19 protein-coding genes are annotated in these 24,876 nt (G+C 63.8%); 11 read left to right on the forward strand and 8 right to left on the reverse strand.

The window, feature by feature from the left end:
* The first annotated feature begins 3 nt into the window (after positions 1 to 3).
* From tssM to tssA, 4 genes are read left to right on the forward strand one after another with little or no spacing between them, the layout of a single operon-like run.
* Positions 4 to 3,825, forward strand: coding sequence for a type VI secretion system membrane subunit TssM (gene tssM / locus H597_RS29315; RefSeq protein ID WP_035372967.1), 3,822 nt, complete (start codon positions 4 to 6; stop codon positions 3,823 to 3,825).
* A complete protein-coding gene (tagF, locus tag H597_RS0101410) occupies positions 3,822 to 4,799 on the forward strand; it encodes a type VI secretion system-associated protein TagF (RefSeq protein ID WP_028100551.1) in 978 nt (325 codons plus the stop codon). Before tssM ends, tagF begins: the two co-directional genes overlap by 4 nt.
* A 1-nt stretch (position 4,800) precedes the next feature.
* Positions 4,801 to 5,550 carry an OmpA family protein gene (locus H597_RS0101415; protein ID WP_028100552.1) on the forward strand — a complete coding sequence of 250 codons (750 nt, stop codon included), beginning with the start codon at positions 4,801 to 4,803 and terminating at the stop codon, positions 5,548 to 5,550.
* 14 nt (positions 5,551 to 5,564) lie between these two features.
* Positions 5,565 to 6,608: a type VI secretion system protein TssA gene (gene tssA, locus H597_RS0101420; RefSeq protein WP_028100553.1), complete on the forward strand. Its 1,044-nt coding sequence runs from the start codon at positions 5,565 to 5,567 to the stop codon at positions 6,606 to 6,608.
* 159 nt (positions 6,609 to 6,767) lie between these two features.
* Here the strand turns inward: tssA and tssH are convergent, their stop codons facing one another.
* Genes tssH through H597_RS35780 form a run of 8 tightly spaced genes read right to left on the reverse strand, consistent with a single transcriptional unit; the run spans position 6,768 to position 16,014 of the window.
* The gene (gene tssH / locus H597_RS0101425; protein ID WP_028100554.1) at positions 6,768 to 9,410 is read right to left on the reverse strand and encodes a type VI secretion system ATPase TssH; all 2,643 of its coding nucleotides are present in this window, start codon (positions 9,408 to 9,410) and stop codon (positions 6,768 to 6,770) included.
* An 18-nt stretch (positions 9,411 to 9,428) separates the two neighbouring features.
* Complete coding sequence (gene tssG / locus H597_RS0101430; protein WP_028100555.1) at positions 9,429 to 10,511, reverse strand: type VI secretion system baseplate subunit TssG; 1,083 nt, start codon at positions 10,509 to 10,511, stop codon at positions 9,429 to 9,431.
* Positions 10,475 to 12,319 (reverse strand): type VI secretion system baseplate subunit TssF, encoded by a 1,845-nt coding sequence (tssF, locus tag H597_RS0101435; protein ID WP_028100556.1) that lies wholly within the window; start codon positions 12,317 to 12,319, stop codon positions 10,475 to 10,477. The genes tssG and tssF overlap by 37 nt, the downstream gene beginning before the upstream one ends.
* 1 nt (position 12,320) lies before the next feature.
* Positions 12,321 to 12,809, reverse strand: a complete 489-nt coding sequence (gene tssE, locus H597_RS0101440; protein WP_035372847.1) for a type VI secretion system baseplate subunit TssE — start codon at positions 12,807 to 12,809, stop codon at positions 12,321 to 12,323.
* A gap of 11 nt (positions 12,810 to 12,820) precedes the next feature.
* On the reverse strand, positions 12,821 to 13,312 hold the full coding sequence (locus tag H597_RS0101445) for an Hcp family type VI secretion system effector (RefSeq protein WP_028100558.1): 492 nt from the start codon (positions 13,310 to 13,312) through the stop codon (positions 12,821 to 12,823).
* A 28-nt stretch (positions 13,313 to 13,340) separates the two neighbouring features.
* Positions 13,341 to 14,822 (reverse strand): type VI secretion system contractile sheath large subunit, encoded by a 1,482-nt coding sequence (gene tssC, locus H597_RS0101450; protein ID WP_028100559.1) that lies wholly within the window; start codon positions 14,820 to 14,822, stop codon positions 13,341 to 13,343.
* Position 14,823: 1 nt separating this feature from the next.
* Complete coding sequence (gene tssB, locus H597_RS0101455; RefSeq protein ID WP_028100560.1) at positions 14,824 to 15,327, reverse strand: type VI secretion system contractile sheath small subunit; 504 nt, start codon at positions 15,325 to 15,327, stop codon at positions 14,824 to 14,826.
* Positions 15,328 to 15,354: 27 nt separating this feature from the next.
* A complete protein-coding gene (locus H597_RS35780) occupies positions 15,355 to 16,014 on the reverse strand; it encodes an outer membrane protein assembly factor BamD (protein ID WP_028100561.1) in 660 nt (219 codons plus the stop codon).
* 205 nt (positions 16,015 to 16,219) lie between these two features.
* Here H597_RS35780 and tssK point away from each other — a divergent pair, with 205 nt between their 5' ends.
* The 7 genes from tssK (at position 16,220) to H597_RS0101495 (ending at position 24,828) form a co-directional block, all read left to right on the forward strand.
* Positions 16,220 to 17,560, forward strand: coding sequence for a type VI secretion system baseplate subunit TssK (gene tssK, locus H597_RS0101465; protein ID WP_028100562.1), 1,341 nt, complete (start codon positions 16,220 to 16,222; stop codon positions 17,558 to 17,560).
* Between the two features lie 13 nt (positions 17,561 to 17,573).
* Positions 17,574 to 18,332 (forward strand): type IVB secretion system protein IcmH/DotU, encoded by a 759-nt coding sequence (gene icmH / locus H597_RS0101470; protein WP_028100563.1) that lies wholly within the window; start codon positions 17,574 to 17,576, stop codon positions 18,330 to 18,332.
* On the forward strand, positions 18,332 to 21,271 hold the full coding sequence (locus H597_RS29320; protein WP_051293442.1) for a type VI secretion system Vgr family protein: 2,940 nt from the start codon (positions 18,332 to 18,334) through the stop codon (positions 21,269 to 21,271). The genes icmH and H597_RS29320 overlap by 1 nt, the downstream gene beginning before the upstream one ends.
* A 5-nt stretch (positions 21,272 to 21,276) precedes the next feature.
* Positions 21,277 to 21,825, forward strand: a complete 549-nt coding sequence (locus H597_RS0101480) for a hypothetical protein (RefSeq protein WP_028100564.1) — start codon at positions 21,277 to 21,279, stop codon at positions 21,823 to 21,825.
* A 6-nt stretch (positions 21,826 to 21,831) separates the two neighbouring features.
* Positions 21,832 to 23,553 carry a TIGR02594 family protein gene (locus H597_RS0101485; RefSeq protein ID WP_028100565.1) on the forward strand — a complete coding sequence of 574 codons (1,722 nt, stop codon included), beginning with the start codon at positions 21,832 to 21,834 and terminating at the stop codon, positions 23,551 to 23,553.
* A gap of 1 nt (position 23,554) precedes the next feature.
* The gene (locus H597_RS0101490) at positions 23,555 to 24,064 is read left to right on the forward strand and encodes a hypothetical protein (protein WP_154667903.1); all 510 of its coding nucleotides are present in this window, start codon (positions 23,555 to 23,557) and stop codon (positions 24,062 to 24,064) included.
* A gap of 131 nt (positions 24,065 to 24,195) precedes the next feature.
* Positions 24,196 to 24,828 carry a hypothetical protein gene (locus H597_RS0101495; protein ID WP_028100567.1) on the forward strand — a complete coding sequence of 211 codons (633 nt, stop codon included), beginning with the start codon at positions 24,196 to 24,198 and terminating at the stop codon, positions 24,826 to 24,828.
* Positions 24,829 to 24,876 lie beyond the last annotated feature (48 nt).

Here is a 24,876-nt window from a genome sequence, read left to right on the forward strand (position 1 = left end):
ATGATGCAACGAATCCGGGACATCCTGACATCGCGCACCGCCTTCCTGATATATGGATGGTTCGCCTTTGCGGCATTCCTGCTGCTGGCGGCAGTGCTGCTGGACCTTCCTTATACACTGGCCTTTGCCGTACTGGGCTGCGCGTTGCTGCTTGGCGTAATGGTATGGGCATGGCGCCGCTACCGGGCACGCCGCGCGGCCGGCCAGTTGGGCACCATGCTGGAGCAGCAAACGGCGCCGGCCAAGGCCGAACCTGCACCGCGCCACGAAACGGAAGCGCTGCGCAAGCGCATGCTGGACGCGATCGAAACGATCAAGACCTCCAAGCTCGGCCTGCGCTCGGGCAGCGCCGCGCTGTACGAGCTTCCCTGGTACATGATCATCGGTAACCCGGCCGCCGGCAAGAGCACGGCGATCGCCAACTCCGGCCTGCAGTTCCCGCTGGCCGGCAGCCGCATCGTGCAAGGCGTGGGCGGTACCCGCAACTGCGACTGGTTCTTCACCACCGACGGCATCCTGCTCGATACGGCCGGCCGCTACGCCGTCAGCGATGAAGACCGCGCCGAGTGGTTCGGTTTCCTCAACCTGCTGAAGAAGTATCGCAAGAAGGCGCCGATCAACGGCATCATCATCGCCGTCAGCATTGCGGAACTGACCGGCAAGCGTCCGGAATTCGCCATCGAACTGGCCAAGAGCCTGCGCCAGCGCGTGCAGGAACTGACCGAAAAGCTGGAAGTGCATGCGCCGGTCTATATCGTCTTCACCAAGGCGGACCTGATCAACGGCTTCACCGACTTCTTCCACGATTCGGAAATGGGTGAGCGCGACCGCGTCTGGGGCGCCACCCTGCCCTACCGCAAGAACCAGCAGAACGACGACCTGCTGCAGCAGTTCGACGCCCGCTTCGACGAGCTGTACGAAGGCTTGAAGGAAATGAGCCTGGCCAATATGGCCCTGCAATGGCGCGAGCGCCTGCCGTCCGGCGTGTTCACCTTCCCGCTGGAATTCAACTCGGTCAAGGCGCCGCTGCGCACCTTTATCGCGACGCTGTTCGAAGAAAATCCCTTCCAGTTCAAGCCGGTCTTCCGCGGCTTCTACTTCACCAGCGCGCTGCAGGAAGGCGAAGGCGTTTCCGCCACGTCGCACCGCGTGGCGCAGCGCTTCGACCTGAGCGTGCAGCGGCAGGAGCACCACAACGCCGAACAGCAGCATGGCTACTTCCTGCTGAAACTGTTCCGCAACGTGATCTTCGCCGACAAGAACCTGGTGGCGCAGTACGCCAGCCCGGCCAAGGTGCGCATGCGCTATGCCGCCTTCTTCGGCGCGGTGGCGCTGAGCGGCCTGCTGCTGGGCGGCTGGAGCTGGTCCTACATGGGCAACCGCCAGCTGGTGGCAAACGTGCAGGCGGACCTGGACAAGGCCGTCAAGCTGCAGAAACAGCGTCCCGACCTGTCGGCGCGCCTGGAAGCGCTGGAAATCCTGCAAGACCGTATCGAGCAGCTGGACCGATTCCGCCATGACCGCCCGATGTCGGTCAGCCTGGGCCTGTACCAGGGCGCCTACCTGGAACGCAAGCTGCGCGAGGAATACTTCGCCGGTGTGCGCGAAGTGATGCTGAAGCCGGTCGGCCAGTCGCTGGAAACCTTCCTCGGCGAAGTCAATGCCAACGCGGAAAAACTGCAGCCTATGGCGCGCAACGTGGCCGCCACCGGCGCCACCGCGGTCGCCGCAGCCGCCGCGGCGACGCCGGCAGCAGCAGGCGCTGCGGCCCCGGCGCCGGCGGTAGCCCAGGCCGGCGGCACGCAGCAGTTCAAGGACGCTTCCCCGGAGAACGTGGAAGACGCCTACAACGCGCTGAAGACCTACCTGATGCTGGGCGATAAGTCGCGCGCCGAATCGAGCCACCTGAACGACCAGTTGACCCGCTTCTGGCGCGTATGGCTGGAAGCGAACCGCGGCGCCATGCCGCGCGAGCAGTTGATCCGCAGCGCGGAACGCCTGATCACCTTCTACCTGTCCGAAATCAACGATCCGTCCTGGCCGCAGGTGGAAAACCGCCTGACCCTGGTGGACCAGTCGCGCAACACCTTGCGCGGTGTGGTGCGCGGCATGCCGGCGCGCGAACGCGTGTACGCCGACGTCAAGGCGCGCGCCTCGACCCGCTATCCGGCCATGACCGTGGCACGCATCGTCGGTGAACAGGACCGCGAACTGGTGCTGGGCAGCTATTCCATTTCCGGCGCCTTCACCCGCGCCGCGTGGGAAGGCTATGTGCGCGACGCCTTCAAGGACGCCGCCAACCGCGAACTGCAGAACACCGACTGGGTGCTGAAGACCGCCAGCCGCGACGACCTGACCCTGGAAGGCAGCCCTGAGCAGATCCAGAAGGCGCTGGTCGACCTGTACAAGAACGACTACGCCAAGGAATGGCAGAAGTTCCTGCAAGGCGTGGCGATCAAGGACCTGGCCGGCTTCGAAGCCGCGGCCAACGCCATGAACCGCCTGGGCGATCCGCAGACTTCGCCGATCTCCAAGCTGGTCAACACCGTCTACCAAGAAACCTCGTGGGATAACCCTTCCCTGCTGGACAGCGGCCTGCAGCGCGCGCAGCGCAGCATGGGCGACTGGTTCCGCGAAACGATCCTGCGCCAGAAGCCTTCGCAGGTGAACATCAACCTGCCGGCCAATCCGCAGCCGGGCGCCGCGATGCAACTGGGACCTGTCGGCCGCGAATTCGCCGGCGTGGCACAGTTGGCGGTGGCCAAGGACAACGGCGCCTCGCTGCTGCGCGGCTATATGGACTCGCTGGGCAAGCTGCGCGGCCGCTTCAACCAGATCCGCAACCAGGGCGACCCTGGCCCTGGCGCCAAGCAGCTGATGCAGCAAACCCTGGACGGCAGCGGCTCCGAGCTGGCCGACGCCCTGCGCTATGTCGACGAGCAGATGCTGGTGGGCATGAGCGACACGCAAAAGCAGGCGATCCGCCCGCTGCTGGTGCGTCCGCTGATGCAGACCTTCGCCGTGATCGTGCAGCCGACCGAAGCTGAAATCAACAAGGTGTGGGCGGCCCAGGTGCTGGACCCGTTCCGCAAGGACCTGCAGGCCAAGTATCCGTTCACGGCCGATTCGAAACAGGAAGCGAGCAACGCCGAAATCGGCCAGGTGTTCGGTCCTGAAGGCGCGGTAGCGAAATTCTTCAACACCACCGTCGGCCCGCTGGTCGTGCGCCGCGGCGATTCGCTCAGCGCCAAGACCTGGGCCAATATGGGCATCAACCTGTCGCCTGCCGTCTCCAGCGCCTTCCCGGGCTGGATCGCACCGCTCAGCGCCGGCGGCGTCGCCAACCAGGCCAGCGGCGAAGAGGCGCAGACGCGCTTCGAACTGCAGACCGTGGCGGTGACCGGCGTCAGCGAATACACGATCGAGATCGACGGCCAGTCCGTGCGCTGGAAAGGCCAGCAGCAGGGGTGGGTGCCGATGGTGTGGCCTAACCCGCAGGGCGTGCCCGGCTCGCGCATTACCGCCTTCACGCCGGAAGGCAAGAAGGTGGTGGTACTGGAAGAAAACGGCCACTTCGGCCTGAAGAAAATGATCGACGCGGCCCAGCGCAAGCGCCGTCCGGACGGCAGCTTCGAGCTGAACTGGACCAACGGCGGCGTGACCGTGGCGGCCAACCTGCGCCTGCTGGCGGCCGCCCCGGCGGCGCCTGCGGCCCCGGCGCAAGCAAGCCAGGGCTTCCGCAAGCTGCGTCTGCCCGACACCGTGGTCGGCGGCGCGCCTGCCGCCGGCGCACCGGCCATTGCGGCCACGGGAGGTGCGCAATGAGCCGCGCTGCTGCTATCGGCTACTTCGGGAAGATCCCGAGCCGTGCCGACTTCGTAAAAGGCGGCAGCGACCCGAAAGTTCTGCAGATGATGGACGACTGGATGGCGCGCTCGATGGACATGATGAGCACCGACGCGCGCTGGAAGCTGACTTACGACGCGGTGCAGCCGCTGCACTTCGCCCTGTTCGGGCCGCGCCGCCGCGCGGCCATTGCCGGCCATATTTCGGCCAGCAGCGACCAGTCGAGCCGCCGCTTCCCGTTCCTGATGGCGGGCAGCGTCGACGTCGACGAGCCTTCCGCCTTCGCGGCCAACAGCCCGCTGGTGCTGACGCGCCTGTGGAACCGCCTGGAAAACCTGAGCGGCGGGGTGCTCGCCGCGGAAGACGCGGCAGCGCCGCTGCAGGCGCTGAACGGCAATACTGTTGAACTGGACACCGGGGCCAGCGCCTACGACGCCGCCTTCGCCGACTTTATGGAACTGCAGTCGATCGGCGGCCTGGATGCGATGCTGGCGCAAGCCGGCTTCCAGGGCAGCGTGCGCCAGGTGCTGCTGGCGCTTGGCATGCTGCTGCAGCCGGTGATGGCCAGCAGCTCGAGCCGCCTGGAAAAAAGCCTGGTGCTGCCGCTGCCCACCGACCCGATGTACCGCTACCTGGTGGCGGCATTCTGGATGCACGTGGTCACGCCGTTCCTGGCGCGCGCCGACTTCGAACTGTCGCTGTTCCTGACGCGTCTGGACGACAAGCCGGTGCTGGTGCTGGGCTTCAGCGGCGCTTCGCCGCAGACGCTGCTGGGCATCATGGACCCGCACGTGGGCGAAAGCCACCACATCAGCTTTGACGAGGTCGAATGGGTCGAGGAGCAGGTCAATGAAGACTACGCGATACAGAAAGTCTCGGCCTACCTCGCCAACCCCGGCCTATCCCTGAAATCCGCGCACGACTCGCTGCGCACTTCCTTTATCGGAAACTGATATGCGTTATCTCCCCCTCCTCCTGCTGTGCGTGGCCTGCGCCGTGCAGGCGCAAATGCCAGGCCAGGTCGTCGCCAGCGGCACCGTGGCCGATGAAGCCAGCAAGACCGCCGTGCTGGCCAAGCTGCGCGAAGTCTATGGCGCCGACAAAGTGCTGGACCAGATCACCGTCGGCCAGGTCACCACGCCGGCCAACTGGAACGACTACGTGCAAAAGCTGATCACGCCGGACCTGAAGCAGGTCAGCCGCGGCCAGCTGAAGATCGACGGCACCAGCGTCAGCGTGCGCGGCGAAGTCGCCAATGAGGCGCAGCGCCAGCGCATCGCCAGCGACTTTGCCTCGCGCCTGAACCCGACCTACACGGTCAGCAACGGCCTGCGCGTCTCGGTTGCCGACCAGGGTGTGCTGGACCGCACCCTGGCCAACCGCATCGTCGAATTCGAAAGCGGCCAGGCCGTGCTGACGCCGGCCGGCAAGTCCATCCTGGACGAAATGGCGGCCGCCATGCAGAAGCTGAAAGGCCAGAAATTCGAAGTGATCGGCCACACCGACAACGTGGGCCTGCGCCTGAGCAACCAGAACCTGTCGCAGGCGCGCGCCGAAGCGGTGCGCAACTACCTGGCCGGCAAGGGCATTCCGGCCGAATCGCTGGTGGCCACCGGCCAGGGGCCGGACCGTCCGATCGCCAGCAACGACTCGGCGGACGGGCGCGCGCGCAACCGCCGTATTGAATTCCGCATGGTGCAATAAAGAAGGAACACACAATGTTTAACGCAGAAACCCTGCTGGCGCCGATCTCGCCGGCGCAACCGGCCGGCGACGACCTCTCGTTCTCGAGCGATTTCGACGCCATCGCGCAAGCGCGCCGTTTTGACGACCCGTCGCTGGAGCAAGGAGAATGGGTCACCGAACTCAAAGAAGCCGACTGGCCTTTCGTGGTGTCGCGCTGCGCCGCCCTGCTGGGCGAAAAGAGCAAGGACTTGCGCATCGCCGTCTGGCTGGCCGAAGCGGCCGCCAAGCAGCACCGCATGCAAGGCCTGGGCGAATCGTTCCGCCTGCTGGCGGGCCTGATCCGCGAATTCTGGGACAAGGGCCTGTATCCGGAGCCCGATGGCGACGATATGGAGCTGCGCATCGGCAACCTGGCCTGGATCCTGGGCCGCACCCCTGCCCTGCTGCGCGAAATGCCTCTGACCGAAGGACAGGGCACGGCATTTTCGGCCGTCGATTTCGACATGGCGCGCAAGCAGGCCAGCCTGCCGGAAAACGCCCGCAATGCCGACTGGCCGAAACTGGCCGATATGGAAACGGCACGTTCACGCAACTCGCCGCGCTTCCGCGAGCAGTTCGCCACCGATGCGCGCTATTGCATGGATGCCCTGCGCGAACTGGAACAGGCGGCCGACGAGTGCATGGGCAATGACAGCCCCGGTTTTGCCGCTGCACGCGACGCGGTGCAGGCCATGATCGACGCGATGCCGTCGCACGCTGGTTTGCCGGCCGCCGCGGCCCAGAATGGCGCGGCGCCGGCCGGCGAGCAGGTCGCCGTCGCCCAGCCAGCCATGGGTAGCGCGGCCATGCCGATGGCCAGCGGCCCCGTCATGTCGCGCACCCAGGCCATCTCGCAACTGCGCGAGATCGCCAGCTATTTCCGCCGCACCGAGCCGCACAGCCCGGTCTCCTACTTTGCCGACAAGGCCGCCGACGCCGGCGAGCAGGACCTGCACACCTGGCTGCGCAGCGTCGTGAAAGATTCCGGTTCGCTGCAGCATATCGAGGAAATGCTGGGCATCGCCTCGTCCAACTGATTCAAGCCACGCTGTCGCTGAAATTGTCCCGCTGGCCGGCCGCTACTTCCATGCGGCCGGTCGCGCTTTTTGCCGCCATCCGACTGCGCGGCGTCGTGAAAGACGCAGGCTCGCCGCCGTATATCGGGGAGATGCCTGGCATCTCCCCGTCCAAGCGATTTACGCTACGCTGTAGCTGAAATTGCCCTGCTCGTCGGCTCCGACTTCGATGCGGCCGATCGCGCTGCCTTCCGCCATTTTCGCCAGCACCGCTTCCGCAATCTGCGGCAGCAGGGTGCCGTTCAGGATATTGTCCACGTTGCGGGCGCCGGAATCGACTTCCGTGCAGCGCGCCAGCACCGCTTCCACCAGCGTGTCGTCGTAATGGAAGCTCGCCTTGTGGTTGGCGGCCACACGCTGGCCGATGCGGTTCAGTTTCAGCTCAATGATGCTGGCCAGGACGTCGTCGCCCAGCGGGTAGTAAGGAACCACTTTCAGGCGGCCCAGGAAGGCCGGCTTGAAGGCTTTCACCAGCTGCGGGCGGATGGCCGCTTCCAGGTCTTCCGGCGACGGCATCTCCTCGCCTTCCTTGTTCAGGCAAGCCTGCATCATGGTGGCCGAGCCGACGTTGGAGGTCAGGATGATGATGGTGTTGCGGAAGTCGATTTCGCGGCCTTCGGCGTCGTCCATCACACCCTTGTCGAACACCTGGAAGAACAGCTCCAGCACGTCCGGGTGGGCTTTTTCCACTTCATCGAGCAGCACCACGCTGTACGGGTTGCGGCGCACGGCTTCGGTCAGCACGCCGCCTTCGCCGTAGCCCACATAGCCCGGAGGCGAACCTTTCAGGCCGGAGACGCTGTGCGCTTCCTGGTATTCGCTCATATTGATGGTGACCATCTTGCGTTCGCCGCCGTACAGGGCGTCGGCCAGGGCCAGTGCGGTTTCGGTCTTGCCGATACCGGACGGGCCGACGAACAGGAACACGCCCTTCGGCTTGTTCGGGTCGTCCAGGTTGGCGCGCGCGGTGCGCACGCGCTGCGCCACCGCTTCGATGGCGTGCGGCTGGCCGATCACGCGCTCTTCCAGCGCAGGGCGCAGGCGCAGCACGGCCTGGATTTCATCCTTCACCATCTTGCCCAGCGGGATACCGGTCCAGCCGGCGACGATTTCCGCCACCACATTGCCATCGACCTGCACCGGCACCATCGGCGCTTCGCCTTGCAGCGCGCGCAGTTCCTTGAGCAAGGCCTGGATGTCGTGCACCTGGCTGCTCTCGCCGCCCTGCTCCAGGCCCGCGCGCGCTTCGCCGATCTGCGCCGCCAGGACTTTCTCCTGCTCCCAGCGCGCCTGCAGCGCCGCCAGTTCTTCCTGCGCCGTGGTGCGGGCGTCGGCCAGCTCCTGCAGGCGCTCCTGGTGGGCGCCGCCGGCGGCCAGCTCGCGCTCCAGCGCGCCGGTCTCGGCGGCCATGCGCTCCAGGCGGCGTTGCAGCGATTCGATCAGGGCCGGCGTGGCGCTCTGGCCCAGGGCGACCTTGGCGCAGGCGGTATCGAGCACGCTGATGGCCTTGTCCGGCAGCTGGCGGCCCATGATGTAGCGGTGCGACAGGCGTACCGCTTCGGTGATGGCTTCGTCGAAGATGCGCACATTGAAGTGCTTTTCCATCAGCGGGGACATGCCGCGCAACATGGCGCAAGCCAGTTCCTCGCTCGGCTCTTCGACCTTGATGACCTGGAAGCGGCGTGCCAGCGCGGCATCCTTTTCGAAGTACTTCTTGTACTCGCCCCAGGTGGTGGCGGCGATGGTGCGCAGCTCGCCGCGCGCCAGCGCCGGCTTGAGCAGGTTGGCCGCGTCGTTCTGGCCGGCCTGGCCGCCGGCGCCGATCATGGTGTGCGCTTCGTCGATGAAGAGAATGATCGGGGTCGGGCTCTTGCGCACTTCGTCGATCACGTTCTTCAGGCGGTTCTCGAACTCGCCCTTGACGCTGGCGCCGGCCTGCAGCAGGCCCATGTCCAGGGTGTGGATGGAGACGCCTTTCAGCACGTCCGGCACGTCGCCCTCGGCGATGCGCAGCGCCAGGCCTTCCACCACGGCGGTCTTGCCGACGCCGGCCTCGCCGGTCAGGATCGGGTTGTTCTGGCGGCGGCGCATCAGGATGTCGATGGCCTGGCGGATTTCAGCGTCGCGGCCGATCACCGGGTCGACCTTGCCGGCGCGCGCGCGCTCGGTCAGGTTGGTGGTGAACTGGTCCAGCGCCGGGGTCTTGCCGGCCGGCTGCTGCAGTTCGCCCACCGGGTCGCCGCCCGGGGCCACGTCCAGCGCGGCCGCTGCGGCTTCGGCTTCTTCCGAATTGGCGGCCAGCTTGTCCAGGTGATGCTTGATATCGTCGGCCTGGAAGCGGTGGAACAGCGGCGAGCTGCGGTAGGCCAGCTGCGACAGTTCGGCGTCGGTCAGCATGGCCTGCAGCAGATGGCCGCTGCGGATGAACACTTGCTGGCCGGCCTGCAGGTCGAGCGAGGCGATCAGCCAGGCGTTCTCGAACAGCTTCGGCAGGCGCGCGGAAAACACCGGGGTGCGGGCATTGCCGCTGCGGAAGCGCGCGATTTCGGTCTGCAGGTCGCCCTGCAGGCGGCTGGTGTCGACGTCGAAGTGGCGCGCCAGCAGCACCATATCGCTGCGCGGGTTCTCCAGCAATGCCAGCAGCAGGTGCTCCTGGTCCACTTCGTACTGGCCGAGGCCGACGCAGATGCTGGCGGCGCGGGTGGCCGCGTTGCGGCAGGTGTCGTTCAGTTTCCCGATCAGGGTTTTCAGGTTGATGCTCATCGAGCGGTCCTCTTGTCGTTAACTCGTTAATCCATTGATGAAGTAGCGGACGTCGGTGCGGTCTTGCTTCGCCCCTTGGTCCGGCATGAAACTGTCCCAGCCCAGCCGCGCGCCGGCGCCGAGCGAGGCCCCAGCCACGTCGTCGGCGCGCAGCACCAGGCAGATCTCGTATTCCAGCGTGACGCCGGTGAACATCGACAGCATCTTGTCCAGCGCGCGCGCCGCGCTGCCGCCGGGCAGGAAGGCGTCGAAGTCGCGCCGCCGCAGCGGCCCGATGGTCAGGCGCATGCGCAGGTCGCGCTGCCAGACGCGCGCGCCGATCATGGCGGTGGCGCCCAATTGCGCCTGCTCGCCGCCCAGCATGGTCTGCTGCTGCCCCGGCACCTCGCACCAGCAGCCGACGAACTGGGTCGCGGCAATGTCGACGCGGAAGTACTCGCCCAGCACCCGCGCCATGGTGGCCGCCGAGGCGGGCCGCTGGCGCAGGGCGCTGGCAAAATAGGCCAGCGACTCGTCGCGCACGTCGCCGCTGTTGCCGCGCGCCAGGCGCTGCGTCAGGCCCTTGTTGCCAAGGCCGCCAAGCGCCAGCAGCAAGGGCAGGAAGCGGTCCTGCCCGTCCATCTGGTACTTCAGTTCCAGCCGGTACTTGCGCCAGGCCTCGTAGAACAGCGACAGCGAGCGGGTGGAAAAGGCATCCAGGAAGGCGCGCGGCCCCTCGTCCTTGGCGTACAGCTGGTGGGCGGCGATGGTTTCCGTGTAATGCGGCGGCAAGGCGCCCGCGCTACCGAGGAAGCCCATGAAATTGGGCGTCAGGCGCAGGTATTGCAGCTGCTTGCTGCGCAGCGCTTCGGCCAGCGCCGGCGCCGTCGGCGGGACTTCGCGCGGTTCGGGACGCATGGTGTCCAGCTGGCTGGCCGGGAAACGCAGCGTCACCGAGTTCTGGAAGCGCATATAGTGCGCGATCGCGTTCTCGTGCGCGACGCCGTTGCGGCGCAGCCATAGCTCCACCATCCGCACCGCCTGGAAGAACTGGAAACGGTAAGGCTCGGCGAACAGGCGCTCGATTACAGCAGGCTCAAATCGCCGCTTCGCGGTGTGCATCGCAACAGCTCCTCCCCAGTCCTTTCGGCCAGAACGACCAGTTGCGTAAAGCTGTTGGCATGCACGTACAGCCCCAGGAAGCGCTCGATCACCTGGGCAAAGGCGTGGATGCCGCTGCCGACGAAAGCTTCCTCTTCGATGGTCAGGCGCACCTCCATGCCGCGCACCACGCAGGCGAACGGATTACCGGCCAGCCAGGCATTGGTCGGCTTGTAGGCCACCGACTGCAGGCCGCGGATCTGGCGCTGGGTGGAGGCCGAGCGCGGCAGGTCGTACAAGGCCAGCATTTCCTGGAACGCTTCCAGGCCGCCGCTCGACAGCGACAGGTGGTTCAGCGACAGGTGCGACACCAGGCGCCAGTGGGCGCCGTGGCCGCGCTCGAAGCGCTGGGTCGGCGTTGGCTTGCGCAGGAAGGTGATGCTGCGCACGCTGGAACCGCCTTCCAGGAACAGGTCGCCGCCGCGCAGGCCATAGGCCAGCGAAGCGGGCAAGTCGCGGTTGGTGCAGGTCAGCTGCAGGCTCAGGGTATCGGTCTCCACCTCGGCCGGATCGAAATCGATGTCGACGATGGTGATCTCGGTTTCATAGCCGGGGCTTTTCTGCGCCATCTGCTCATCGCGCCGCATGACCCAGTAGTGGCCGTGCTTTTCCGGCGTCTCGCCGTGGCGCAGCGAGTAGAACGGCCGGAACTCGACGATCGACTCGCCCTGCGGCGTCTGGCGCACCATGCGCACCGCATCGATGGCATACACCTCGTAGGCATAGGCGCGGCGCGCGTCGGCCAGCACCGGGTAGCTGGCAGCCGTGTGCGAAATGCGGATCGGCTCGCCGCGCTGGCGGAACAGGTTGACCACCGGCGTACAGCCCAGCAGCAGATTATTGGTCGACATGGTGGACAGCATGCGCGCCGAGTGCGAATCGGGACGCAGGCCGGTCATGGCGATATGCAGCGTCAAGCGCTTGCAGCCCATCGGCAGCAGCGCGCACAGGGCCGCCAGGTCGATGTCGAAGAAATTGAACTTCTCGGGGAAGCAGAAATACTCGGTCAGCAGGCGGTAGGCCTGGTGCGAACGGGCCGAAAAATCGATCAGCGCATCGTCGTCCTCGAAGCCGGCCGAGGCGACCGGGATACGCGCCAGCGGCAGCCAGCGCCCGTTGCCGTCGCATTCGACCCAGGCCTTGGCGCTGCGCATGAACAGCGCGTCGCGCAGGGCGGCGCAGAAGGACGGTTCGCCGTCGATGAACACGCGCAGCTTGCCCACGCCCATGGCGGGCAGGCCGATCTGCTCGGACAGCGATTCGATGGTGACCGCCAGGCCGGCGCCGGCGCCCGGCGGCAGCTGCACCGCTTCCGGCGCCTGCAGCGCTGCGGTGAAGGAAGCGCGGCTCAGTTCCAGCGGCGCCACGGTCACCGGATAGGAGGTGCGGAACGTGCACGCCACGCCGTTGACCGGGCGCGTATTGAGCACCGTGCCGCGCGCGATCTCGCTGGCGGCCGTCAACTGGGCGGCGGTGGCGGCGTAATCCATGCGCGCGATCGAGCACGATGGAAACGGCCGCAGGTAATGCGGGTACAGCACTTCGAACAGTGCTTCGGTAAATTCGGGGTAATCGTCGTCCAGCCGCTTCGACACGCGCGAATTCAGCAGCGCGAAGGACTGGATCATGCGTTCAATATGCGGGTCTTCGCAGACCTCGCCGCCAATCAGGAGGCGGCCGGCAATCTTGGGGTAGCGCTCGGCGAATTCCCGCGCATAGCGCCGCAGGAATCCCAGTTCGCGCTCGTAATACGGCAGTAACTCTTCCAAATCATGCTCCCGGCAGCGCGCGGCGTGCCTTGCTAATCGTGTATTGCAAGCTGGATGGCTGCAGCACCGCGTCGAAATTGACCGGTTCCTGTGCCGCATTTAGCACCAGCAACGCCGTAATGGCGAAATTCAGGCGGTCGATGCCGCCTTCCTGCATTTCCAGGGATGCCCGCACATTGCGCAGGCGAGGTTCGTGCCGTGCGATGGCACGTTCCAGCGCCTGGCAAATGGCAGCGCGGTCGTCCGGGCTCGCCAGCGACAAGCCGGCGAAATCATTGAGCCCGTAGCTGATGATGGAACGACCGCATTCCGGAAACTGCTTGAGCAGATCCTCGGGGATGACGGTACGGGTATTGAGCAGGGCTTCCAGGTCGCGCGCGACGGAGTCTTTCATTTCCTCGAGCGACATCCTGTAGACGGCTGCACTGCCGGCGTCGCCAGGCTGCAGCAGCCGGTCCATCAGGCCCGGCGCGAATCCCCTTACCGTCATCTAGTCCCCGCTTAAGCTACCTTGTTGGACGACAGGTCCCAGCCGCCCGAGGTGTTGCCACCGGAACCGCCGCCGACTTTCTGCTGGGTGTACTTCCACTTCACTTTCGAGTACTTCAGCGATACGGATTCGGACAGGATGTCGCCTGGCTTGACTTCTGGAGCGACGCTGGAGATCAGCACGTTTTCCAGTTCGATTTCGAAGTACTTGACGCGGTCGCCCTGGCCGTCAGCACGCATGAACTCGATCTTCGCCTTTGGCAGGGTTTTGCCCGAGGAGCAATTCTGCAGCAGCAGTGGCGACGCCAGGTCGGCCAGCTTGGACACGACGATGTCGCGGTGCTCGGTGCGTTCCGCGGTGTGGCCGCCGCCGGTAGATGCGGTGGCAGATTTAGGCTGCAGGACTTCCCACTGTACGGACTTCACTTCGATCCAATCCTTGTGGGCGGTATCGGTGGACTCGCCTTTGATACCGTCGATTTGCAGATATACGTCAATTGCCATGGTGTTCCCTTTCAGTTTTCAAAAAAAATTAAGACTTGGTCGATTGCGGCAGCTCCGCGACCAAACGGAGTGAAACGGACAGCTCGTCGAGCTGGAAGTGGGGACGCAGGAACGACACGGCACGGTACACACCAGGACGGCCAGGCACTTCGGCCACTTGCACGCTCGCTTCGCGCAGCGGGAACTGGGCTTTCTGTTCCTGGCTGGCGTTATCGTCCAGCAGCACGTACTGGGTCAGCCAGCGGTTCAGGTAATCTTCCACATTCGACGCGGACGCGAAGCTGCCGATCTTGTCGCGCATCATGGCCTTCATGTAGTGGGCGATGCGCGAGACGGCGAAGATGTATTGAAGCTGGGCCGACAGCACGGCGTTGGCGTTGGCTGCGTCGGTGTTGTACTTGCGCGCTTTCTGCGCGGACTGCGCGCCGAAGAAGGCGGCGTAGTCGGTATTTTTGCAATGCACCAGGGAGATGAAGCCAAGGTCGCTCAGCTCTTTCTCGCGGCGGTCGGTGATGGCGATTTCGGTCGGGCACTTCAGCGCCACTTCGCCTTCGTCGGTCTTGAAGGTGTGGGTCGGCAGGTCTTCCACCAGGCCGCCGCCTTCCACGCCGCGGATCGCCGCGCACCAGCCGAAGTCCTCGAAGGCGCGGGTCAGGCGCACGCCGAAGGCATAGGCCGCGTTGCACCACAGGTATTTCTCGTGATCGGTACCGTCCACGTCCTCGACGTAGTTGAAGCCTTCCACCGTGGCGCCATCGGCCGGATGGAATGGCAGGCGGCCCAGGAAGCGCGGCAGGGTCAGGCCCACGTAGCGCGAGTCTTCCGATTCGCGGAAGGATTTCCACTTGGCGTATTCGACGGTGTCGAATACCTTGGACAGGTCGCGCGGCTTGCCCAGGTCGGCATAGGTTTCCAGGCCAAACAGCTCGGGCGAGGCGGAGCTGATGAACGGCGCATGCGCCGCGGCGGCCACGTGCGACATCTGCTCGATGAAGTACATGTCTTCCGGCTGGCGGGTGATTTCGAAATCGCCCAGCAAGGCGCCGAACGGCGCACCGCCGAAGGTGCCGAATTCTTCTTCGTAGACTTTCTTGAACATCGAGCTCTGGTCGAACTCCAGGGCGCCCTGGAAGTCTTTCACCAGTTCGCGCTTGGTGGCGTTCAGCATCTTGATCTTCAGGCCGGTGCTGGTGGCGCTGTTCTTGACCAGGTAATGCAGGCCGGTCCAGCTGCTTTCCAGCTTCTGGAATTCCGGCGCGTGCATGATGGCCGACAGCTGCGACGAGATCAGGCGGTCCAGCTCCGCCACGCGGGCGTCGATGGTGGCGGCCAGGTTGTCCGACACCACCACGGTGCCGGCCATGACCTGCTGCGCCAGTTCGGAAATGATGTCGCGCGCGCGCGCGTGTTCGGTGGTCGACTTGGCGACCTTGCTTTGCTCGACGATCTGGTCGAGCAGGGTGTGTTCCGCGGTGGCCAGTGCACCGCCGGCGTTCAGTTGGGCCGACATCTTATTCTCCTTGTTCGGACTTCTGGCCCAGCTCGGCCAGCTTCTCGGTGCTGCGCAGCACGTCGTTCAGCAAATCTTCCAGCTTGTCGTTGCCGGCCAGCTTGTTGCGCAGGTCGGCCAGCTTGTTGCGCGCTTCCAGCAGCTGGCGCAGCGGTTCCACCTGCTGCACCACGGACTCCGGACGGAAGTCGGACATGCCCTTGAATTTCAGGTCGACGCCGAACTGGCCTTCGCCGCCCAGCTCATTGGGCACGCGGAAGGCGGCGCGCGGTTCCACGCCCTTCATCACTTCGTCGAAGTTGTCGCGGTCGATGTTGACGAACTTGCGCTCCTTCAGGCGTTTCTGCTCCACTTCGGAATTGCCGCCGAAATCGCCGACAACCCCCATCACAAAGGGCAGTTCCTTGTTTTCGATCGCGTCGCCGATCTCCACGTCATAGGTCATCTGGACCCGGGGTGGACGGATTTTCTGCAGGCGTTTCTGGACGCTTTCGTTTTTGGACATGGCTTCTTCCTTCTTTGGACTAGTGGATTATTTCAGCGCGCCGAACGGGTCGGCGCTCGGGGTGGTTGCGGACGCTTTGGCCGCTGCCGCTGAGGCTGCCGCAGCCCCTGCCGTCGCCGCAGGCGTCACCTTGCGGGCCGCGGCGCTGCTGGTGCTGCCGGCGTTGTTGCCGCTATTGGCGCCGCGGACCAGGCCGCGCTTGTCGGCGCCCGGCACCAGCACGGATTCGCCCAGGCTCTCACGCAGCAGCTTGGCCAGGTCTTGCGATTCGGTGCGGATGGATCCGGACAGATTGTTCTGGCGGCTCAGGTCGCCCAGCGCGCGGGTGGCCAGGCGCAGGCCGGAAATGGCGATGATGCTGTTGGCCAGCTGGTCGGACGGGTCGCGCACCAGGATTTCCTGGGCGGCCACGATCGCCTCGCCATACTGGCCGGCGTCATAACGGGTCTGGGCGATGTTCACCCATGGCGATTTGTCTGCCGGGAAGGCGTCCGCTGTCTCCTTCCACAGCGTAATGGCCTGGTCCTGCTTGCCGGCGGCCTTGGCTTCGCTGGCTTTGGCCAGCAAATCTTCCAGCTTCGGTTTGACGGGCACGGCGACTTTGGTGTCCATGGTGCTACAGGCGGACATGGTGGCGGCGATTGCCGCGATGCACAGAATGCGGGAAATGACAGCGATTTTTTTCATAACTTACCTCAATGGACAGACAAATAGCTATTATTACAATTGTTTCCGAGGACGAACGTTAGCAGAAAAAAAATATTACCCACGCACAATTGAATCTCACCAATTTCCACACCCCCGCGCACGATTGAGGCTGGCAATACAGGGTTTCCTGGAAGATGTTATTGTTCTGGCACTTACCATAAAACAATTGTCAGAAGGATCACAGATGGCCAGCAAAGTGTTATGGGGGGAAGGACTGTTTCTGCGCCCCCAGCATTTCCAGCAACAGGACCGCTACCACGAGCACCGCTTGCACCGCAGCGTCAAGGCCGTGCACCCGTACGCGTGGGGCGTCGACCGGCTGGCGATCGACATGGAAGCGCTGGCGCATAACACGCTGCGCCTGCTCGAACTGTCGCTGGTGCTGCCGGACGGCGAACTGGTGGAAGCGCCAAGCCACGACAACCTGCCCGAAGCGATCGACCTGGGCCAGCTGGCGCAGTCGCAGCACAGCGTGACCTGGTACGCCGCCCTGCCCGTGTTCAAACATTTCGGCGGCAATTTCGCGCAAGCGGGCCAGCCGGCAAGCGGCGCCCGCTTTGCGCAGGCCAACGTCGACACGCCCGACCTGTACACCCAGGCCGCGCAAGCCGAACTGGCCTTCCTGAAAAAATCGCTGCGCCTGGTGTCCGACGCGGACCCGCGCGAAGGCTATGTCTGCCTGCCGCTGCTGCGCCTGCGCCGCCTTTCCACCGGCGGCTTCGAACTGGACCCGGGCTTCGTGCCGCCCAGCCTGACCATCCGCAGCGCCCAGCCGCTGTTCCTGCAGCTGCGCCGCCTGCTCGACGCGCTGCAGGCCAAGGTCAACGCCCTGCACGGCCACCACCGCGAGCCAAGCCGCAACGTGATCGAATTCCGCAGCGGCGACATGGCCACCTTCTGGCTGACCAACACCGCCAGCACCGCATTCGCCTCGCTGTCGCACTACTACCATAACCCCGAGCTGCATCCGGAGCGCCTGTACGAACAGCTGCTGACGCTGGCCGGCGCCCTGATGGCCTATTCGCGCAGCTGGACCCTGGCGGACCTGCCGCCCTACCGCCACGACGATCCCGGTCCGGCCTTCTCGCAGCTGTACATGATCGTGCGCGAACTGCTCGATACCGTGATTTCCTCGCGCTACTTCGCCATCGCCCTGTCGCAACCGAAGCCGGCCCACCACCGCGGCGTGCTCGACTCCGGCAAGATCAGCGAAGACACCACCTTCTACCTGGCGGTCGGCGCCGACATGCCGCAGGTCGAACTGGTGGACGTGGTGCCGCTGCGCTTCAAGGTCGGCGCACCGGACGACGTCGAAAAGCTGGTGCTGTCGGCCATGCCGGGCGTGCGCCTGGCGCATGCGCCGCAAGTGCCGGCCGCGGTGCCGGTGCGTCCCGACACGTGCTACTTCACCCTGGACGCCAAAGGGCCGCTGTATGAACGCATGCTGCAAGCCCAGACCATCGAAATCTACGCGCCCGCCGGCATGCGCGAATTGCGTCTTGAACTGATTGCCGTGAACTCCTGAACCAGAGCAGAACATGAATACCACCGCCCCGCCATCCCTGATCGCTGAAACCAGTGCCGCTCCGGCAGCCAACGCCACCCTGCTGGACCTGATGTACGACGGCTTTTACGCCCTGTTCATGCTGAAAAACGGCAGCGCGCCGCAGGACCACACCGAATTCCAGTCGCGCATGACGCGCTTCCTGGACGACTTCGGCCGCAACGCACGCAAGAAGAACGCCTCGGCCGACGATATCGACGCCGCCAAGTACGCCTTCTGCGCGGCGGTCGACGAGATCATCCTGCGCTCCCACTTCGCCATCCGCGACGCCTGGGAGATGCGGCCGCTGCAACTGACGCTGTTCGGCGACCAGCTGGCCGGCGAAAACTTCTTCAACCGCCTGGATGCGCTGCGCACCCGCAGCAGCGAACACGTGGAAGCGCTGGAAGTGTTCCATATGTGCCTGCTGCTCGGCTTCCAGGGCCGCTACATCCTGGAAGGCTCGGAAAAACTGGGCTACCTGACCAGCCGCCTGGGCGACGAAATCGCCCACATGAAGGGCCGCCGCCCGGGCTTCGCCCCGCATGCCGAGCGTCCCGACCAGGTCATGAACAAGCTGCGCAGCGACCTGCCGCTGTGGGCGCTGTGCTCCGTGTTCGCGCTGATTTCCGCGCTGGCCTATATCGGCCTGCGCACTTCGCTGTCCAGCCATACGGCGCAGCAGGTGAGCACGTATAACGACGTGGTGCGGATGGCGCCGCGCCAGGCCAATATCACCATTACGCTGCCGTGATGCGCTCGCTGTTCGGTACAGGCCTGAGCCAGCACGGCCGCCTGTTGACGCTCTCCAGCGCCCAGGAATCGGGCTTGCCGGAAAGCCTGATGGCGGAGCGCTTCATCGGCCGCGAAGGCGTCAATGAACTATTCTGCTTCGACGTCGACGCGCTCAGCACCTCCACCAGCCTCGATCTGGGTCAGTTCATCGGCGAAGAACTGACCATCCGCCTGCTGCAGCCCGATGGCAGCATGCGTTCGTGGCACGGCCTGTGCACGCAAGCGAGCTGGCTCGGCGCCGACGGCGGCGTGGCGCGCTACCGCTTGCGCCTGGAACCGGCGCTGGCCCTGCTGCGCCTGCGCCGCGACAACTACATCTTCCAGGACAAGTCCGTGCGCGACATCGTGCAGGAGCTGCTGGCCGATTACACCCAGGTGCGTCTCGATTTCGATACCACGCAGGAACTGGCGCCGCGCGCCACCTGCACGCAATACCGCGAAACCGACTTCGAATTCCTGTGCCGCATCCTCGCCTCCGAAGGCCTGAGCTGGCGCTTCGAGCACGACCAGGACGGCCAGGGCACGGACGACGGCCACTCGCGCCACCGCGTGGTGATCTTCGACAGCCAGGCCGCGCGCCCCGCCGTGCAGGCACTGCGCTTCCACGGCGTACGCGCCACCGAGCGCGACGACGCCATCGACCAGTTCTCCGCCCGCCGCGCCGTCGCCCCGAACGCGATCAGCATCGCCAGCTGGGATCCCCAGCAGGTGGCGGCGCCGGCCGCCGAGCAGACCAGCAGCCTGGATGCCGGCGAGCTGCCGACCATGTCGATCTATGACGGCAGCGAAGAACGCAGCTACACCGGCAACGGCGAAGCCGACGGCCATAGCCTGCTGATGCTGCAGGCCGCCGAACTGGCCAACAAACAATTCACCGGCGAAGGCTCCGCCCGCCGCCTGGCGGCCGGCAGCAATTTCGCGCTGACCGGTCATGAGCGTTTCGACGGCGGCGAATTCACCACGCTGTGGGTCGAACACGAAGCGCGCAACAACTTCACGCCATCGCTGAAAGCCGGTCCCGGCATCGCGCCCGGCACCTATCGCAACCGCTTTGCCTGCGTGCGCTCCGCCGTACCGCTGGTGCCATCGGCCACCGCCTGGCGCCTGCAAGGCCCGGCCCTTGGCGCGCAAACGGCGCTGGTGGTCGGCCTGCCCGGCGCCGCCAACACCACGCAGCGCGGCCAGCAGATCCGCATCCAATTCCCTTGGCAGCGCGGCCCCGGCGCCAATCCCGGCGGCGCCAGCCACAATACAGAAGCCCAGGGCAATGCGCCCGGCGATGACAGTTCCGGCACCTGGGTGCGCGTGGCCGAAGCGCTGGCCGGCCCCAATTTCGGCAGCCAGTTCACACCGCGCATCGGCACCGAAGTGCTGGTCGACTTCATCGAAGGCGATATCGACCGGCCTATCGTGGTGTCCCAGCTCTATACGGGCAGCGACAAGCCGCCGTTCTCGGCCGGCGTCGATTCGAACGCCAACCACGCGGGCGTGGTTTCCGGCATCCATAGCCACAGTCTGGACGGCAGCGGCTACAACCAGTGGGTACTGGACGACACCAGCCAGCAGCTGCGCATGCGCCTGGCCAGCAGCACGGCCGCCAGCCAGCTGAACCTCGGCCACATCGTGCAGCAGGCGCCCGATTCCGCCGCCCGCGGCGCGCATCGCGGCACCGGCTTCGAACTGCGCACCGACGCCTGGGCCGTACTGCGCTCCGGCGAAGGCCTGCTGCTGACCACCAGCGCCCGCAGCGCGCAAGGCGCCGGCATCACCTCCACCCAATTGGAAGCCGACTACGCCCTGGAACGCCTGCGCGCAGGGCAGAAACTGGGCGAGAGCCTGGCGAAAACCGCCGCGCACCAGCAAGCGCTGTACAGCGCGGATGCCATCAAGGCGCAGCAGGAACTGCAGAAACAGCTGGACCCGAAAGAGAAAGGCAAGTATGCCGGCGCAGTCAATGGCCATGCAGCCCAGCGCGCTAAAGGCGGCGCGCGCGACCTCGACGCGGGCAAGCCGGTCGAACGCTTTGACGGCGCCATCACCGCGATGGACAGCGTCGACAGCATCAACTTCGCCACCCCCGCGTCCACCCTGCTCTTCGCTGGCAAGCAGGTGCACTGGACCAGCGGCTCCGACCAGCATTTGACGGCCGGCCAGACTTACTCCGGCGTCGCCGCCAACGCTGCGGCCCTGTTCACGCAGGAAGGCGGCATCAAGGCCATCGCCGGCAACGGCGACGTATCGCTGCAAGCCAATACCGGCGAGCTGGAAATCCTCGCGGATAAGGAAGTAGTGGTCCTGTCGGTCAACGACGGCATCGAAATCAAGGCCAACAAGAAGATCGTCCTGCATGCAGGCCAGTCCTCGATTGTGCTGGAAGGGGGCAATATCACGTTCGCTTGCCCGGGCAACTTCACCGTGAAATCGGCAAAGCATGATTTCCTGGGTGGCGCCAGTGCCGGTGCCGCCATTGAAGCGCTTCCGGACGGTTTGGTTTCATTGCCGGGTCCGTTCAAGTCGGAAGCGGGTCCGCACAGCCTGCGATTTGCCTTTGCCGGCGCGGACGCCATGGCGAAAAAGATGGGTGTGGTTGGCAAATCCTACCGCATCGAAGATGCCAAGGGCTCGATCCTGGCGCAAGGCACGGTGGGCGAAGATGGCCGCTTGCCGCGCCATGACTTTGCAAATCAGCACGACCTGCGACTTGAACTCGGTACCGACGATTGGCGGCCATTCGCAGTCGAGAACGAGGATACCGCGTCGATCGAACCGGATGCTGAACCCACGGACGAAGCCGTAGAAGATCCGTACTACGAACGCCTGAACCACGGCTCGGATTCATTGCACTTGCCAACTGCACTATTGGCGTCGCTGGTGGAAAACCCGCAAGGAGAGGAATAGTTCTAATGTTTTTGAAGAAACTCAGTCCGGCACTACTGGCCTTGACGCTGGCAGTCGCGTCGGCCGCCCCCGCACCGGTCCCTGCGAAGGCCGGCGCAGCTCAGATCGTGCCGTCGACAAAACAAGGCATGCAGAAATTTGCCGTCACCGGCGGCAACCTCATCATGGTTGCGGGCAGCTATCAGGACGTTCTGACTTATAAGCGCAGCCTGACCTTCTACTTCACGGACAAGACCAGCGCCGATTGGGACCACGTTCCAATCTATGACGTTGAAGTGGGCAATACGCTGACGTGGCTCAGCATCTCCTCGGGTGAAACGACTACCGCCGATGCGGTATTGGCGCTGCATGGCGATGCGGCCTACCTGCTTATCGCGGAAAGGCCGGCCAAGGGGCAAATCAACGCAAGCTGGTTCAAGCTCATTGAGGCCGACGGCAATACAAACGATGGTCCCGCACACCAATTCGTCAAAATCGCCACCCATTCCCACCCAAGAACGAAGAGCATTGAGGATGTCTTGAAGGCAGAATCGCTCCTGAAACCAAGTAAGTAATCGATTATGGCAGCCCGATTCGTCAGCGCAAAATATGACGTGAGCACGCTCACGGTGGACTACGCATCAAGTGATGGCACCCATTTGCTACGCACCGGCGGCACCATCGCCTGGCGTTTCAACAATCCTGGCAACCTGCGTCCGACCAAGAGCCTGAAGCCCATTATGGGCGCGATCGGCGTCGGGACCACAAAAGGTAACGGCTCCTTCCTGATTTACGCCAGTTATGAGGAAGGCCGCGCCCAAAAGAAGGCCCTGCTCCGCCGCAAATTCAATAACCGCACAATTTATACGATGCTCGCCGGTGTGCCGGACGCAAAGGGAAACCTGATTGAAGGCTATGCCCCCGCGTCCGACAAGAACGATCCCAAGGCATATGCGCAAGAGATCAGCGATCACACTGGATTGCCGGTGACCACAAAGCTGTCGGATATCAGCGATGCGAAGCTTGAGTCAGTGTTGGATGCCATGGAAAAGAAAGAAGGCTTCCATGGACAGAAGGATACGCGCAAGGAAAAGCTGATACCAACGACAACCGTCACCATTTCGGATGGCGCATTGCCTAAACCCGATGTACCGGTGCGCGTGCAGATCGGTGACAAGACGTACGAGCAGAAAACCGATAAAAGCGGACAGCTGCCCCGTATCGCGCATACCAAGCCCGGCACAAACGTCAAAGTCCAGGTACCGGATAACAAGGGCGGCTGGGTCGAAGCGCTTGATTTCGTGATGAGCCATACCTCCGCGGCGTACGTCCTGTTCCACGACCTGATGACTTTTGCCGGCTCCAGCGCTCCAAAGGTAGCGCCCCGTCCCGAGCAGAAACCTAAGCGTACGCCGCTCAGGCACGTTGTGGCCCCGAAGGAAACCCTCGGCAAGATCGCGGAAAAATTCGAAACGACCATTCCACTGATCCAGAAGGATAATCCGGAAATCAAGGATCCGGCGAAAATCTATGTGGGCCAGGTCATCGGCATTTACGGGCCCGTAAAGCCAATGCCTGCGGCACCGCAGGCTCCGGCGCGCCCATCGCCGGCCGCCAAAGAGAAGCCGCCGGCAGCTGCGACCGAAACGACCCGTAGTAAGAAGGGCGAGGGGGCACCAATCGCCGTGGTGCCGGTCAATCAGAAAGAAGCCCCTTGGATGGTGTCGGCCATTGCGGAAGCAAAGACCTGGGCTGGCAAGAAGGAAGGCGTCATCACCAAGACCACGAACTACCACAAAAAGATTGGCGGCGCGGGGAAGTTGGATGACACGCCTTGGTGCGCATCGTTCGTCAATTTCTGCCTCAAGGACTCGAATACGCCGTATGAGGCGAGCCAATCTTCGCAATTCCCAGTCTCGTCGAAGAAGTTCGTCAAAATCGACAAACCTGTCTATGGCGCCTTGATGGTCATGCGGAATTACTTCGTCGACACGGGCAAATCCAATGGATCCGGACACGTCACTTTCGTCTACGGCAAGAGCGCGAATGGACGCATTGCCGCTTTGGGTGGTAATCAGGGCGATTCGATCAAGCTTTCCGCCTATGCGGACAAAGGCATTTCGTCCTTCTTCACGTTGAAAGGGAAGAAGATGAAACAGTGCTTCCATGGCTTCTATATTCCCGCCACCTATACTGAGTACGCAAAGACGCAAGGCGAGCTTACTGTCATTGATATCGATGAAGGTAACAAAGCGCTGTTGAACGTTAAAATTGCCGCATCGACCAACGAAAGTACCCGCTGAAATGAAGAAATTAATGCTCTCCGCACTGCTGGCGTCCGCGCCGCTTTTCGCCCTGGCGGGTTCGCCGGACGGACTGCAGCTATTAGTCCTCGGCACCAGCCAGGCTTCCGCTGCACAACCTAAAGTCGCCCAGTACCTGGCGGAATACGAGAAATCGCAGGGGAATTTCGACTGCGACGATATCATGCTCAATATCGGCAGCGCCATGCAAAAGCCGGTTAGCGCCATTTCTCCAGAAAAGGCGCTACTCAGCGTATCCGACAACAAACAACGGACATTGTTTTCCAAGGCGCTGGCATCCTACCGCGACCCGCAGCATAAACGTGGTTTTGACGGCGCCCTCCTCTACGATGTCCAGAACGGCTCCCTGAAAATCTACGGCATTTCCGCGTGGACCAAGGAAAAGATCCATCGTTCCGAAGTGAAGTCCAGCGATTGGGACAACAAGGAAAAGTTCAGGCTCGCGATGTGCCGCGCGATGGCGGAGATGCCGGTTCTTCAAGAACCTTGAAACCGGTACAGGTCTGGAAGCAGCTGACCGCGACGTGGTGTGTTCACGGCGTCGCCTGCGTTTGAAGAACAAGGTAGGATCGCTCCAAAAAAATTGAGGCGAATCCTGCTGCGTCGAGCTACGCCGCAGCATTGAGCAATCTTATCTACATCCGCCCTAAAGATCGTTCCACTGGAGGCTTTGGCACGCCCGAGTCGCCGGCTGGTGTCGATTACAGAAAGCTTTGGGAACAAGCCACCGGCGAACCAGTTGGGCAGATCGACTCCATGCGATACAAAATCCTGACTCTAAAGTTCGCTCTTGCTGCAATCATCTTGCTTTTGGGCGGATGCTCTCAGGAGCGTCCCAAATCCAGGGTCTCCAATGATCTGATCAAACTCAGAGAGATTGTCAATCTCCAGATTCCGATCAAGTCAGCGCGCTGGGCAGTCTTTTCCAGTCCTGAAGAAGGCGGCTTTCTGCCCACTTCGCCAGACTTCACCATATTGGTCGCAGAGCTGAATTCGGAAGATCAATGGTTCGATGCGAACAAAGAGCCTACCGGCGAAATTTTTATTGCACCGGGAGTCGCGCGACCGTGGGTGACCGCAGCCTTCCACCGGATTTTGGAAGAGAACAAGAACACTGTCGTGGACCTATCCGGTAAAGCCAATTGCCGCAAATATTCAACCACGGCAAAGGAGTCGGCCAAGGCCGTCGAAGGGTTCGTCTGCGGTAACGCAGACCGGGTCCTGCTATACCTGACTCTTTGGTCTGGAATGTAAGCGCAGCGACCAGTACTAAAAATTCAATGCTTGTTGAAGATGGCAAGC

The organism is Pseudoduganella violaceinigra DSM 15887 (genome assembly GCF_000425385.1).
Classification (GTDB): Bacteria; Pseudomonadota; Gammaproteobacteria; order Burkholderiales; family Burkholderiaceae_D; genus Rugamonas; species Rugamonas violaceinigra.

What these genes read in the sequence shown, in the direction of transcription:
- tssM (WP_035372967.1), top strand. Translation starts at nt 4, where the DNA reads ATGCAACGAATCCGGGACATCCTGACATCGCGCACCGCCTTCCTGATA.
- tagF (WP_028100551.1), top strand. Translation starts at nt 3,822, where the DNA reads ATGAGCCGCGCTGCTGCTATCGGCTACTTCGGGAAGATCCCGAGCCGT.
- H597_RS0101415 (WP_028100552.1), top strand. Translation starts at nt 4,801, where the DNA reads ATGCGTTATCTCCCCCTCCTCCTGCTGTGCGTGGCCTGCGCCGTGCAG.
- tssA (WP_028100553.1), top strand. Translation starts at nt 5,565, where the DNA reads ATGTTTAACGCAGAAACCCTGCTGGCGCCGATCTCGCCGGCGCAACCG.
- tssH (WP_028100554.1), bottom strand. Translation starts at nt 9,410, where the DNA reads ATGAGCATCAACCTGAAAACCCTGATCGGGAAACTGAACGACACCTGC.
- tssG (WP_028100555.1), bottom strand. Translation starts at nt 10,511, where the DNA reads ATGCACACCGCGAAGCGGCGATTTGAGCCTGCTGTAATCGAGCGCCTG.
- tssE (WP_035372847.1), bottom strand. Translation starts at nt 12,809, where the DNA reads ATGACGGTAAGGGGATTCGCGCCGGGCCTGATGGACCGGCTGCTGCAG.
- H597_RS0101445 (WP_028100558.1), bottom strand. Translation starts at nt 13,312, where the DNA reads ATGGCAATTGACGTATATCTGCAAATCGACGGTATCAAAGGCGAGTCC.
- tssC (WP_028100559.1), bottom strand. Translation starts at nt 14,822, where the DNA reads ATGTCGGCCCAACTGAACGCCGGCGGTGCACTGGCCACCGCGGAACAC.
- tssB (WP_028100560.1), bottom strand. Translation starts at nt 15,327, where the DNA reads ATGTCCAAAAACGAAAGCGTCCAGAAACGCCTGCAGAAAATCCGTCCA.
- H597_RS35780 (WP_028100561.1), bottom strand. Translation starts at nt 16,014, where the DNA reads ATGAAAAAAATCGCTGTCATTTCCCGCATTCTGTGCATCGCGGCAATC.
- tssK (WP_028100562.1), top strand. Translation starts at nt 16,220, where the DNA reads ATGGCCAGCAAAGTGTTATGGGGGGAAGGACTGTTTCTGCGCCCCCAG.
- icmH (WP_028100563.1), top strand. Translation starts at nt 17,574, where the DNA reads ATGAATACCACCGCCCCGCCATCCCTGATCGCTGAAACCAGTGCCGCT.
- H597_RS29320 (WP_051293442.1), top strand. Translation starts at nt 18,332, where the DNA reads ATGCGCTCGCTGTTCGGTACAGGCCTGAGCCAGCACGGCCGCCTGTTG.
- H597_RS0101480 (WP_028100564.1), top strand. Translation starts at nt 21,277, where the DNA reads ATGTTTTTGAAGAAACTCAGTCCGGCACTACTGGCCTTGACGCTGGCA.
- H597_RS0101485 (WP_028100565.1), top strand. Translation starts at nt 21,832, where the DNA reads ATGGCAGCCCGATTCGTCAGCGCAAAATATGACGTGAGCACGCTCACG.
- H597_RS0101490 (WP_154667903.1), top strand. Translation starts at nt 23,555, where the DNA reads ATGAAGAAATTAATGCTCTCCGCACTGCTGGCGTCCGCGCCGCTTTTC.